The 13,302-nt window shown below is 38.1% G+C and carries 11 protein-coding genes; 4 read left to right on the top strand and 7 right to left on the bottom strand.

Annotation, left to right across the window (positions count from 1 at the left end; genetic code table 11):
• The first annotated feature begins 229 nt into the window (after positions 1 to 229).
• Both AA0017_RS12705 and AA0017_RS12700 read left to right on the top strand, forming a co-directional pair.
• Entirely contained in the window at positions 230 to 1,273 is a 1,044-nt protein-coding gene (locus AA0017_RS12705) for an ArsR/SmtB family transcription factor (protein ID WP_413374879.1), read from the top strand.
• Between the two features lie 9 nt (positions 1,274 to 1,282).
• Positions 1,283 to 2,524, top strand: a complete 1,242-nt coding sequence (locus tag AA0017_RS12700; protein WP_413374877.1) for an MFS transporter — start codon at positions 1,283 to 1,285, stop codon at positions 2,522 to 2,524.
• A 73-nt stretch (positions 2,525 to 2,597) separates the two neighbouring features.
• On the opposite strand, the gene AA0017_RS12695 is transcribed toward AA0017_RS12700, so the two are convergent.
• The 7 genes from AA0017_RS12695 to AA0017_RS12665 all read right to left on the bottom strand — a co-directional run bounded on the left by AA0017_RS12695 (position 2,598) and on the right by AA0017_RS12665 (position 10,960).
• On the bottom strand, positions 2,598 to 3,788 hold the full coding sequence (locus tag AA0017_RS12695; RefSeq protein WP_413374875.1) for a cytochrome P450: 1,191 nt from the start codon (positions 3,786 to 3,788) through the stop codon (positions 2,598 to 2,600).
• A gap of 82 nt (positions 3,789 to 3,870) precedes the next feature.
• Positions 3,871 to 4,581: a dethiobiotin synthase gene (bioD, locus tag AA0017_RS12690; protein WP_413374873.1), complete on the bottom strand. Its 711-nt coding sequence runs from the start codon at positions 4,579 to 4,581 to the stop codon at positions 3,871 to 3,873.
• On the bottom strand, positions 4,578 to 5,756 hold the full coding sequence (gene bioF / locus AA0017_RS12685) for an 8-amino-7-oxononanoate synthase (protein WP_413374871.1): 1,179 nt from the start codon (positions 5,754 to 5,756) through the stop codon (positions 4,578 to 4,580). The genes bioD and bioF overlap by 4 nt, the downstream gene beginning before the upstream one ends.
• The gene (gene bioA, locus AA0017_RS12680) at positions 5,740 to 7,107 is read right to left on the bottom strand and encodes an adenosylmethionine--8-amino-7-oxononanoate transaminase (protein ID WP_413374869.1); all 1,368 of its coding nucleotides are present in this window, start codon (positions 7,105 to 7,107) and stop codon (positions 5,740 to 5,742) included. The genes bioF and bioA overlap by 17 nt, the downstream gene beginning before the upstream one ends.
• Positions 7,097 to 7,870 (bottom strand): 6-carboxyhexanoate--CoA ligase, encoded by a 774-nt coding sequence (locus tag AA0017_RS12675; protein ID WP_413374867.1) that lies wholly within the window; start codon positions 7,868 to 7,870, stop codon positions 7,097 to 7,099. Before AA0017_RS12675 ends, bioA begins: the two co-directional genes overlap by 11 nt.
• A 349-nt stretch (positions 7,871 to 8,219) precedes the next feature.
• On the bottom strand, positions 8,220 to 9,572 hold the full coding sequence (locus AA0017_RS12670) for a TldD/PmbA family protein (RefSeq protein WP_413374865.1): 1,353 nt from the start codon (positions 9,570 to 9,572) through the stop codon (positions 8,220 to 8,222).
• On the bottom strand, positions 9,572 to 10,960 hold the full coding sequence (locus AA0017_RS12665) for a TldD/PmbA family protein (protein ID WP_413374863.1): 1,389 nt from the start codon (positions 10,958 to 10,960) through the stop codon (positions 9,572 to 9,574). Before AA0017_RS12665 ends, AA0017_RS12670 begins: the two co-directional genes overlap by 1 nt.
• Before the next feature lie 262 nt (positions 10,961 to 11,222).
• Here AA0017_RS12665 and AA0017_RS12660 point away from each other — a divergent pair, with 262 nt between their 5' ends.
• Together AA0017_RS12660 and AA0017_RS12655 are read left to right on the top strand one after the other, a co-directional pair.
• Entirely contained in the window at positions 11,223 to 11,858 is a 636-nt protein-coding gene (locus AA0017_RS12660; protein ID WP_413374861.1) for a DUF3885 domain-containing protein, read from the top strand.
• Positions 11,859 to 12,110: 252 nt separating this feature from the next.
• Positions 12,111 to 13,169: an undecaprenyldiphospho-muramoylpentapeptide beta-N-acetylglucosaminyltransferase gene (locus AA0017_RS12655; protein WP_413374859.1), complete on the top strand. Its 1,059-nt coding sequence runs from the start codon at positions 12,111 to 12,113 to the stop codon at positions 13,167 to 13,169.
• Positions 13,170 to 13,302 lie beyond the last annotated feature (133 nt).

Below are 13,302 nucleotides of genomic sequence, written 5' to 3'. Positions count from 1 at the left end.
GGAGTAAACAAAAGTCTTCAAACCTATGTTAACTAACAGGCCTTTTTCAGTGGACTCTCGTTCTTAATCTACAAGACAAAATAACGCCGTAAAAAGTTCCCTCTTTTTATAATTTTATAACTTTAGTTTGATAGTTGGAAATATTTTTAAAATATATTTCATATATATTGAATTTTATATTCGGTTAATTTAGAATTGTGTTATGAGAGTTTGAAAAAGGAGAATGAGGATGGACATTTTACATGTGACAGGTAAGAAAAAAGAGTCTTACAAAATTGAATTCACGTATTCAATCTTATGGGAGTGCGCCTTAGGGGTTGCGGCGATTACGAATAAGCCACTGCTAAAGAGTTTAGAAAAACCGAATACATATTGGTTAGAAATGAAGCAGTCACTTTCAAATGAAATGCTTGACCAGCTTGCTTATGTAGAAAAGAACAATACGTGGAAGGCCTTGTTGTTAACACTACATATGGAAAATTTTTCATCTTTAGAGCAGTGGGAAGAGGCCGTTCAGAAGTTGTCCTCCACTGAACTGAGGTTTTGTTGTTTGCCTTATTTGGGGAGTGAACTGGAACAAAGTCGCAAGGAGGCAGCTTTCCAAAAGTCGGAGGCGATTAATCAGCTAAAAGAGGCCGCGGCAGAAGCCGACTTTTTTCCAATGTATATTGAGTTCATTTGTAACGTTGAGGCCCGAGAGTTGCGTGAACATCTAATTAAAGTAATGGGTGGCTGGTATCAGATGGTCAGCGCACGAGACGGGAAGCGGGTGTTAGCAGCTTTACAAACAGATGTGGAGATGAAAAAACGAGTACTAAAAAAGATGGAGCCGGTTGAATTTGTGAAATGGGCCACTGGTGGAGTGGAGTACATGCCCGAACCGAGTGTGTTCAAGGTGCTTCTCATTCCACAATATGTCTATCGACCGTGGAATATCGTCGCTGACTTAGAAGCGACAAAAGTGTTGTATTATCCGATTGCCAATGAGAGCTTGGAGCCTAATGACAGGCTTGTTCCAGATCAGTTTCTTGTCTTAAAACATAAAGCATTAGGGGATGAGGCTAGATTAAAAATGGTTAAAATGCTAGCGGAAGAGGATCTCACTTTACATGTGCTCACGGAGAGATTGAGTATCGGCAAGTCAACGATTCATCATCATTTGAAAATTTTACGGGCGGCCCAACTCGTGAAAAAGGTTGGTTCACATTATCGCTTACAAAAGGATTCACTAGCGAACTTAGGGGCGGAACTTCAAGTTTATTTAAATAAATAATGCAAAGAGGTGGGTCTCATCGCGTCTAGTACAAGTCATTTATTTAAAAGTCGTCCCTTTCTTTTTGTTTGGGCGAGTAATGTTTTTTATGAATTTAGTGGGGCATTAGCTACTTTTTGTTTGTCGATATTAGTTTATGAATTAACGGGCTCAGCCCTAGCATTAGGGAGTATGTGGCTTTTATATTTTATCCCTTCCTTAATTTTGCAGCTTTTTATCGGACCTTTTATTGATCGCTGGAATCGAAAATGGATTTTAATTGGCTCGCAATGGTGTAAAGCTTTTCTTTTTCTCCTTTTGTTACTGGTGATTGGCTTTAACGTTCTAGCGGTCTGGCAACTTTATGTGATTCAAATCTTAATTGGACTGATTGCACCATTATATATTCCAGCTAACCAAGCCTTATTGCCGACGATTGTCGCAAAGGAGCGTTTACAGGAAGCAAATGCGAGTGTCGATGGAGCCGTAAGATTAATGACGTTTATTGCTCCGCTCTTAGGGGGTTTTATCATTCAATATGTGGAGGTTGCGATTGCGGTTCTAGTAATGGCAGTCTTTTCTCTTTTCAGTGGTTTTCTTTTGCTTTCAATTGAAATGAGGAAAACAATTCAATTAAAAAAGACACGTTGGATTGATGATTTTAAAGAAGGTGTGAGCTATTTCTTTAAGCAGAAAACGATCGTTTGGTTATGTTTCTTTCTCACTTTTGTGCAATTTGGGGTCGGGGTGACAATGGTCATAGCCCTACCTTATATAACAGATATATTAACTGGTACATATGATCACTACGGCTTCTTTTTAGCCAGCTTTCCTTTAGGGTATGTGCTCGGATCTTTGTTAGTCCGGAAAATCCATTTTCAGAAAAAAAGGGGAGTGATGCTCGGGTCACTATTTATTGGAGGTTTAACGTTTGCGGTATTAGCGGTGAACGTGAATATTTATTTCGCGTTATTAACGGAAGCGATCGCTGGTGTTGCGATGGCCATCTTTAATATTCATAATATTACGTTGTTTCAACAAATCGCTCCGAATCATCTAATGGGCAAACTAGCATCGGTAAGGCTCTTTTTTATTCGCATTGCGATGCCAGTCGGTGTGGCCTTTGCTGGAATTATGAGTGAATGGCTCGGGATTCGTGCTCTTTATTTAGTCATTGGATCATTGATTTGTATCGTTTCTTTGCTCGGATTATTGCTTCCTTATTTTAAGTTTATCGATGAGGAGGGCAAAGAGGTAAAGAGGGCGGGTTAAGATGATGGTATGTTATTTATGAAAAGTGGTCACCATCGTAGGGATGAGACCACTTTTTCATATTTCTGGATTACTAAAAGGTTATGTGTAGTTCTTTTAACGCCCTAAATCCGATTAGGTCTCGCCATTGTAAATTTGTCGTCTCGAGTTGCATTGTTTTGGTATTTTGAAGAAGTGTTTGAAGGACTATTTTTGTCTCCAACTTAGCTAATATGGACCCTAAACAAAAATGAATACCGGAACCAAAGGCAAGATGGGGATTTGGGTTTCTAGTAATATCAAGAACATCTGGTTTGATAAATATCCTCGGGTCTCGATTTGCTGCCCCGAGAAGAATATACATATGGTCTCCTTTTTTTATCTCGATTTGATTTAGCTTCATATTTTCTGAAGCAACACGTGCCGTTAATTGTGTTGGACTTTCATATCGTAAAAATTCCTCAATCGCTGATTCAATAAGGGAAGGGTTTTCCTGTAACAAATGGTATTGTTCTGTATTCGTTAATAAGCAGTAGACAGAATTGCTTATTAAATTTACAGTCGTTTCATGGCCGGCGATGACAAGTAATAAGCATGTAGCTAGTAACTCTTCTTTTGTTAACTTGTTCTCATTTTGGTTCTCCCTCAGCAATAAGCTAATAAGGTCGTCTTGAGGGGCTTGTTTTCGGATATTAATAAGTTTTTGAAAATAAGTGAGCATTGTCACCATTGTAGCATTACCTGTAATAAGTGATTCTCTAGTTCTCGTTAAATCGAGCGTCTCAATTAAATTGATGGACCATTCACGGAATAGGTGCTTATCTTCTTCTGGTATACCTAAGATTTTGGCTATGACAAGGCTAGCTAAAGGAAAGGCTATGTCTGATACAATGTTTACTTTTTGTTTGTTCATACCTTCTTGTATCAATTTATTTGCTAAGTCTTCTATAAAAGGAATAAGCTCCTCTAATGCCTTTGGAGTGAAGCTCTCTCTTACAATCTTCCTGAGACGTGTCTGGTCTGGTGGGTTTTGAAAAAGTAGCATATTTTGTTGGATATTTATGATCCGATCATATCTTTTAGAGTTTTCTGGAATCGGTGCTCGGTTTAGAAAAAGCTGATTTTTTAAGATTAAGTTCGCCTCTTCATATCCGGTCACATACCAGCCTGGATATTTAAAAAAATTCCCTTTGTAAATAGGGGTTTTTGATCGTAACTCGTCATAAAAAGGGTAAGGGTTTTGGAATATTTCTTGGGCTCTATATTTTAAATTTAAGTCTTTCATCGTCGCTCTCCCTTGTCAATTTTAGTGCATGACTTCATTTCACATGTCTTACCCGATAAAAAAACGGAACATATCCGAACGCTTATCTTGGTCTGATATTGGGCATTTCAACCTTTTTGATTACATCTATATCTACATATTTCTTCACTAAAGATTTGATAGATTCATCTGTCAAATCCGTTATTTTGGGTGTTATTCCTAAGATAGGTATGTTGCTCATTTGTTTTAACAAAAGCGGGTTCCTATCTTCAAATAAATTTGGATTGTCGTTCATTCCATTTATAATGACGCCGATAACTGACAGACCTAACCTTTTCGCATACTCAATGGTTAAAAAGGTATGATTAATCGTTCCGAGCTGAGAGCGTGCTACAATTAAAACTGGAAGATCTAATGCTTTGATGAGATCACTTACTAAAAAGCCTTGTCCTAATGGAACAGCAATACCTCCAGCACCTTCGATAATAAAATAGTTATGTTTTTTTCTGATCTGTTTCCAGTTTTTTATAATATCTTCAAGTTTAATGTTTGTGCCTTCTAGTTCTTGAGCGATAGCTGGGGCTAGAGGTTTTTCAAATTGAAACGGTGTAATTTCCTCAAGTGTCAAAGAGGTGTTGGACATTCGTTTGAGCCAAGCTGTATCACTCATTGGATTAGACCGGTTTATTCCGCTTAACATTGGTTTAAATACCCCAATGTCTATCCCTTCTTCCTTTAGCACGGCAGCGATGCCACTGGAAATGACCGTTTTCCCTACACCAGTATCTGTGCCTGTTACAAAGATGCCTCTCAAATGATTCCCTCCACTTCAGAACGTAAACGAGCGAAAACTTTTAAAATTGTATTGATGTCATCATTAGAATGCTCAGCAGTTACTGTCAAGCGAATTCGACTTTCACCATCCTTTACAGTTGGAGGTCGGATTGCCGGAGCAAAAATATGATTCTCCTGTAGCTTATTAGCAAACGATACGGTTTCATTAGCTCCCCCAATAATGACAGGGATAATCGGGGTTTCTCCACCTTTTACAACATAACCTAATTCTTGGAGTTTGTTGCTAAGCAAATTCGCTTTTCTCTTTACCTCTTTTCTAACGCTGTCATCATTCTCAATTATCTCAATTGCGGCTAGAGAAGCAGCACAAACAGTTGGTGGAATAGCTGTTTGAAAAATAAATGTTCTTGCATGATTGAGTAAAAAATCCTTTAATATATTTGAACCAGCAATAAAACCTCCTTCTGTTCCGACTGATTTACTTAAGGTTCCAATCAAGAGGTCAGGCTTCACTCCAAAATGGTTAGCTGTACCTTTACCATTCTCACCTAAAATACCTGTACCGTGTGCATCATCAACCATTACATATGAATGATAAGCTGAAGCTAAAGACATAATCTTGTCTAATGGAGCCAAATTGCCGTCCATACTAAATACACCCTCTGTTATGATAAAACGACGCTTATATGGCAACGTTTCTTTTAACCTCTTTTCAAGATCATCCATATCAACATGCTTATAAATCACGGTTTTCGCCTTAGATAGACGGCATCCATCGATTATGCTGGCATGATTAAGCTCATCACTTAAAATCACATCCCCTTTTTCTGGTAACGAAGAAAGGGCACCAATATTCGCTAGGTAGCCACTCGAAAAAAGTAAAGATGATTCCGTTTCTTTAAAGCTCGCAATCTTTTCTTCAAGCTTTTTGTGCCAAATGGAGTTTCCTGTCATTAATCGTGAGCCGCTACTACCGACCCCGAATTCATTTAAAACAGTGGATGCGGCATTGATTAACCTTTGGTCGCTTGCTAAACCTAAGTAATTATTTGAAGAAAAGATGAGCTCTTTTTTTCCGTTAACGATAACATGTGGATTTGGTCTAGTATTCATAACGTTTAACTTTCGGTGTAAACCTATTTCTTTTTTGTGATGAGTCCGACTAGATAGCCAAGAATCAAATGTCTCGGTCAAGTGTAGTGACCTCCCTTGTTGTTATTTCTACAATAGCAGCCTTTATGATGTCGACCATCTGCTGCAGTTCACTTTGTGTGCTTACTAGAGGTGGCATAAAGACAATGACATCACCTAATGGTCTTGTAATCATGCCGAGTTCTCTCATTTTTAAGGAGACTTGATACCCGATTCTTTTTTCAAAGGGAAAAGGCTCTTTCGTAGACTTGTTATAGACAAGCTCAACCCCACACATAAATCCTAATTGTCGTACATCACCAACATGCTCTAAACAGCATAACTCCGCTAACATCTTTTTTAATTTTTCCGCTTTTTGTGCTACATCTGCAATGAGCTTTTCAGATTCAATGAGTTTTAAGTTTTCTAATGCTACAGCACATCCGAGCTGATTGCCAGTATAAGAATGCCCATGAAAAAACGTCTTTAATTTCTCGTAGTCATCATAAAATGCTTCATAAATTTCTTCGGAAGTAAAGGTGGTAGCAATAGGAAGGTAGCCTCCGGTTAGACCTTTTCCAGCGGCCATTAAATCTGGTTGAACATTTTCGTGCTCACAAGCGAACATTTTCCCAGTCCGCCCAAAGCCCGTTGCCACTTCATCTATAATCATTAGTACATCATATTTTGTGCAAAGCTCTCGTACTCCAGATAAGAACCCTTTTGGCATAACAATCATGCCAGCTGCTCCTTGGACCATTGACTCGATCGAAAGGGCGGCAATTTCCTGATGCTTTTCGATTAATAGTTGTTCAAGTTCCTGTAAGCAATCATCACGACATTGATCAGGTTCTAGTTGATTTGAACGATACAAATTAGGGAACGGTGCTTTATAGCTAGTGAACATAAGTGGACCATAGACGTTATGAAACAGTTCAATCGAGCCGATACTGACTGCACCTATCGTATCCCCGTGGTAACCGTCTCGCATCGTAATAAATTTCTGTTTTTTAAGATTTCCTTTGTTTTTCCAGTATTGAAAAGCCATTTTTAAGGCTATTTCCATCGCCTCTGCACCACTATCTGAATAAAATACCCGGGTTAGGTTTTTAGGAGTGAGTTCAATCAGCTTTTCTGCAAGCTCTGTTGCTGGAACATTTGTCATTCCTAATAAGGTAGAATGGGCAATTTTTTCTAGCTGGTCTTTAATCGCTTGATCTAATTCTTTCTTTCGGTGTCCATGGACATTGAGCCAAACGGATGAGAAACCATCAAAATATTCCTTCCCATGGATGTCCTTAACTTTTATTCCATTCCCACTTTCGATAATAAGGGGATCGTTTTCATAATCTTTCATTTGTGTAAAAGGGAGCCACAAGTATTTTTTACTTTTCTGAATGAGTTCATCTGTCATTATTTTCCTCCGAATCTAGGAGTACGGGAATCTTTTCTAGGTAATGTATATATGTTCCAATAGTTGTGGAGCAATCAATGAAAAAGATCCTGCACCCTCGTTCATCTCCATAATTTTTAAGTTTAGAAATTCGTTGATACCCCAACTCTTTACTCGCAACATAGCCTGTAATATAGTCAGGATCATCCGACCAACATAATTCCGCTATTGTATTTGGATGGTTCGCCACTTTAGTAGCAAGGCTCAATGCTTCAAGTAATCTTACATTAAATGGAATGTTTTGCCGTTGGGCCCATTTCATAAAATGTTGCTGATTCCAATCCATCTGTGAAACACGAACACCTTTTTCAGCGCGACCATCAACTCGCTCACCTGAATGATTATCGATTAAAATAGCCCCTCTAATTTCCTTGATGAGAGAGAGGGTGTGATAAGCTTTTTCTATCGTTATCTGAGGAACACCGCTTTTTATGAGAAGGTTTTGAGCTAGTTGTTGACCTTCCTGTACGGTTTTGACTTCATTTATGTTTATATGTAATGGGGCGAGTAATTGAACAGGGCTCTCCACTTGTTCAACCGTTATTTTCATATAATTTGGTTTTCCTTTGGAATGTGTGAAGCCCTTATCTATAAGTGTATTTACGCCTTTTTTTATCTCTTCGTAAGGTAAAAGCATCTCTCCACCTGAAATATGCTTTCCTCCTTTTTTATGAGCCCCGCCTTTTGCAGCTCTCATTCTAATACTATATAAGTTCTGTTCCATTTTTCTTAGCCTCCAATTTGTAGACAACTAGCTATTGAGGGAGCAAACGTACTTGTTAACAGACATAACTAAATAGGGGAGAAGAGGTGTTAACTGATTTTATTAAATGTAAAAACTATGAATATAAATCTTTTTTGCTTAAGTAACTATTAAGAGAGTTTTAGGTAGAATCATATTGTTAACTCTTATAAAATAATAGTTAACAATATCATAGTAGTATTGTTAACCCTATATGTCAACAGGTTAATAATATGAAGGGTAAGAGGATTATTTGTAAACAGCAAAGGACTGCCAAAGTGACAGTCCTTACCTAATTTTAGTGAATAATTAATTAAAGTAGAGTGGGACTTTATTCTCCACCAACAGAGAGTTTCGTAATCTTCAGGCTTGGTGATCCAAGGTAACCGGTTCCCATGATGCTAAAATGAACATCATCGGCAATTGTTTCGACTTGATTTAACAGGTCAAAGAAGTTACCAGCAACAGTAATTTGATCGACTGGACGAGTGATGGCACCATTTTTAACTAAGTAACCATTAGCTGCCAATGAGAAGTCGCCTGAGATTGGATCAGCTCCTGAATGAAGACCTTGTAAGTCAGTAATGAATAGGGCTTCATCTTCTGTCTTGATTAGCTCATTTAAAGACTTATCTCCTGGCTCAATATACATATTAGAAGGAGAGATGGAAATCGTTCCCTTATAAGAAGGTTTAAAGGCGTGTCCGGTTGATTTTACCCCGTCCTTACGAGCACTTTTTAAATTATGAAGGTATGTCTTTAACACCCCTTGCTCGACGACTTTTAATTTATGAGTGGCCACTCCTTCGCCATCAAAGCTTTGACTGGCGGCTCCAGCTTTATAATGAGGGTCATCAATAATTGTAATGTTTGTTGCTCCAATCGCTTCATTTAATTTCCCAGCAAGCATCGATTTGCCTTTTCGAACATTTTCAGCTGAAAAACTAGAAGAGAACGTTTGTAATAAAGAAGCAGCAGCCGAGTTTCTTAAAATGATCGGATAGTTTTTACTCTTAATTGATGAGGCATTCATAAAACTAAGGGCTTCATCGACAACTTCCTTTGCCATTTCTTTTGGTGAAAAGCTAGCGAAATCATCTGTAACCCAATATTTCATCGCGCTTTTGAATTCTTCACCTGATTTGACGACAGCAGATAAGACGATGTAGATAAAATTGCGTTTTTCCTGCTTTTCAAGTCCTTTTGTGTTGGCGATAAATGTTACCCCATCACGTGATTCAAGGATACAATAGTTGATACTGTGAACTTTATCGCTTAACGCGTAACACTCCGCTTCTGCTTCTTTTAAAACATTTATTTTCTCTTCAGCCTCGACCTTTGCAAGCTCATCGGAAAAGAAGACCACATCCGCATAAGACTCCGAACCAGGAAACAATTCTTCAGGCTCTTCATCTTCAATGACAGCTGCGTTATCTGCTGCTTCTGTAATAAGAAAATCGATTTCGGATTCATCGACTTTTTCCGTATAAGAGTAGCCCATCTTGTTGTTTATTAACCCTCGAAAGGAGAGCCCACCTTCTACGGCGATTTGATAGGCATCAATTTCTCCTTTAAAAACTTGCGTATTAAAGCGTTGCGTGGATTGATAATAAATTTCCATATCCGTAAAGCCTTTAGCGGTTCCTACTTTGAATAGCTGGTCCTTAAATGCAATGATATCCATTATTCATTCCCCCTTCCGCCAACTGTGATTTCACTAACACGAATCATTGGTTGACCAACATTTGCGGGAATCGAACCACTTGACGCCCCGCACATACCTTGACCGTGGGCTAATTTATCGCCGACCATGTCGACTTTTTGTAATGTTTTCGGTCCATTCCCAATTAAAGTAGCTCCTCGAACAGGCTCGGCAATTTTCCCATTTCGGACGATATAGCCTTCATTGACGGCAAAATTATAGTCACCAGTCGCAGGGTTAACGGAACCACCACCCATATATTTGGCATAAATGCCGAATTCGGTGTTGGCAATAATCTCATCATGAGTCGATTTTCCTGGAGCGATAAATGTATTGGTCATCCGCGAAGTAGGAGCGAACTTGTAAGATTCTCGTCTACTAGAGCCAGTGGAATCCATTTTCATTCGACGAGCCCCAAGTTTGTCAATCAAATAACCTTTCAAAATCCCATTTTCAATGAGGACGTTTTTACGAGATTTTTCGCCTTCATCATCAATATTGGCAGAGCCCCATTCATTTGGTAGCGTGCCATCATCAAGATAGGTAACGATTTCAGGAGCGACTCTCTCACCGATTCGATTGGCAAAAACCGAGTTATTTTTCGCGACAGAGGTCGCCTCAAGGCCATGTCCACATGCCTCGTGGAAAATAACCCCACCAAATTCATTATCAATGATAACTGGAAATTTTCCACTTGGACATTCTTTAGCATTTAACATTGTCACCGCAATTCGAGCGGCTTCCTCGCCATAATATTTCAGGTTAATTTCTTCTAGGAATTCAAAACCTTTGTGAGCTCCAGGCCCGTAAAAACCCGTTTGCATTTCTGTACCACGTGAGGCAACCGTTTGGGCATTAAGGCGTGTGCGAATACGTCGGTCTTCCACATATGTTCCTTCAGAGTTCGCAATTAAAACATGTTGATCCTCATCATTATAGCCAACCGATACTTGTGAAATGAGCTCATTAAACCCTTTGGCAGCGTGATAGATTTCTTTCATTTTCTCAATCTTGTTACCTTTTGGAATTTCTCGCGGAATATGAATAATTGGATGGTGATTTTCAATCGATTGTTTTGTTAGATTAAGAGTGATTTCATTAGGTGTTCCAGTAATAGCGGCAGCGGCTTCGAGGGTGACAGCAAGTAATTTGTCGCGCTCATGTTCATTTGTATAAGCATAAACACTCTGTAACCCTTTTAAAATCCGAATGCCAATTCCATAGTCTTTCCCAACTATACTTGTTTCCACTTTACCGCCAACTAGAGCGATATTGGTATTAAATCGGTCTTCCACAAAAATCTCGGCAAAATCGCCGCCAGTACTTAAAGCGGCTGTTATTAAATCTTCCACCAGTGCTTTTGATAACATAAAAGATCCTCCTTTAATAAAAAGCGAAGTACCACACTACCCATTATTTTACATGATGTCTTTACCGTGTGTACAATAATAAGTCAGATATTTCAGAACTTTTTTTGTGGAACTATTATTTTTCGATAGAATATAAAGGAAGGGAAAAGAAAGATAGAATGGTAATTAGAGCAAGAAATTAGAGTAAGTTTAGTATAAGGGCGGGACTTTTTATTTGTTAAAATAAAGGTGAAAAGCTTTTTAAAGTAGAAAGAGGGAAAAAATGAACGAATTACAAAAGTATTTGCGTACAACATTTCCGCAATTACAATTGAGACCGAGTTTATTGAATCAAGCCAAGCATGGTCTTCATATTGAATTAGGAGATCAAATTTATCAGTTTACAGATGATGGGGAACTGAATATGTCAAGGTTTGAAGCTGTTTATCAGCAAACAGCTGCTATTTTTAATGAGTTATTTAGTGAAACAGATGAGCTTTTTTTAGTAAGTAATTTATATTTACTTAATGATCAAAGGCAGCAGCCGGCACATCCCCATATTTATGATCGATTTTTAAAGAATAATAAATTAAAGAATAAGCTCATACAAATGGAAATGCCTTATATATTAGAGGATGATGAGCCTTTTTATTATATTTCTCAGCTTATGTTGAAATGTAGTCGAGTAGATTTTAATTGGGCTCAATTAATGAAAGCCACTGCTCATGAAGACTTTCCTTTGCATCCACAATTTAATCGAAAAGGGCAAGCTTATTATCCAGATATCTTTTTAATAAACAAGTCACAGAACCTCATCTTTTTTATCTATGATGATCGTGGTTGTGAGGTAGTCGCTGCCAATCAAGAACAGATTCAAGTATTAAAAGAAAAATTTGAAGTATGGGTGGAGACAATATAAGCAAGAGCGGGTGAGTGAGAGCAAGGTAAGACTTAAGTTGCCAAAATCCCAAGCAAAAGTCGATACACAAATATAATAAAATTGTTAAGAAACAATCTTAGCAAGGGAATTGTTTAGTGATACAATACATACAGAATTGCAATTACTTTCATTTAAACGACAGACGTTGACTGAAGTGATATTAGTAAGTGATTTCATTGTCTAAAATTCTTATTATAATTATATTGATATCAGTTTAACCTAGGAGGAATTATGAAAAAGATCGTTTTTACAGGTGGAGGAACGGCAGGACATGTGACGCCAAACTTAGCTATTATAAATGAAATACGTGGTGGCGATTTTCAAATTGATTATATCGGCTCTAGAAATGGAATTGAAAAGGAGCTTGCGGAAAAAGCAGGAATTCCTTATCATGCGATTAGTAGCGGCAAGCTAAGGCGTTATATTGATTTTGAAAATGTGAAGGATATTTTTCGAGTGGTGAAAGGCTGTGTGGATGCCAGGCGCGTTTTAAAGAAAATTAAGCCGGATTTAGTCTTTTCAAAAGGTGGCTTTGTTTCTGTACCTGTTATTGTAGCGGCTTCTACGTTGAAAATTCCGATTTATATTCATGAAAGTGATTTAACACCAGGGCTTGCAAATAAAATTTCGCAACGGTTTGCGACGAAAATTTTTACGTCATTTGATGAGACGAAAAAATATTTGCCAGAAGAGAAAACGGAAGCGATTGGCTCTCCAATTCGGAAAGAAATATTAAGTGGTTCTAGGGAAAGAGGAAGAAAATGGCTTGAGTTTCATAGCCAGCTTCCAGTGCTTTTAATTATGGGTGGCAGCCTTGGAGCAAGAAAGATTAACGAAGCGGTTCGTGACAACATTGAAGAGTTAACTAAACGTTATCAAATTGTTCATTTATGTGGAAAGAATAATTTGGATGAGAGTCTGTTGGGGAAAACTGGTTACAAACAATTTGAATATGTTCATGAGGAATTATCCGATATTTTAGCGACGACGGATTTGGTGATTACAAGAGGAGGTTCTAACGCGATCTTTGAATTTTTAGCTTTAGAAATTCCAATGGTCATTATTCCATTAAGTAAGGCCCAAAGTCGAGGGGATCAAATATTAAATGCAAAGTCATTCCAATCAAAAGGATATTCGTTAACATTAGAAGAGGAAGATTTGACGAAGGAGTCCTTACTTGAGCATTTAGAGATGATTAGCCAAAAAGAAAGGCTCATGAAAGAAAAAATGCGCTCAGGCAATCAAACCGACGCGTTACAAAAACTCGTTGATGAGATCAGAGCCATTTAATTTGAGGCAATAACAAAAGTCGAGGAGCTGTTCCATGAGGTTTTTAAACAACCTGATAGGATGGCTCTTTTTAACGTTTAGTTAAGATAGATAAGTAATGGAAAATTGGATTTCAAGTGAGTAAGGCAATCAA

It is taken from the genome of Alkalihalobacillus phoenicis, from assembly GCF_047302405.1.
Lineage (GTDB): Bacteria > Bacillota > Bacilli > Bacillales > Bacillaceae_D > Alkalihalobacillus.
Note: the sequence above shows the minus strand (reverse complement) of the source record. Positions and strands in the feature narration are given on the sequence as shown.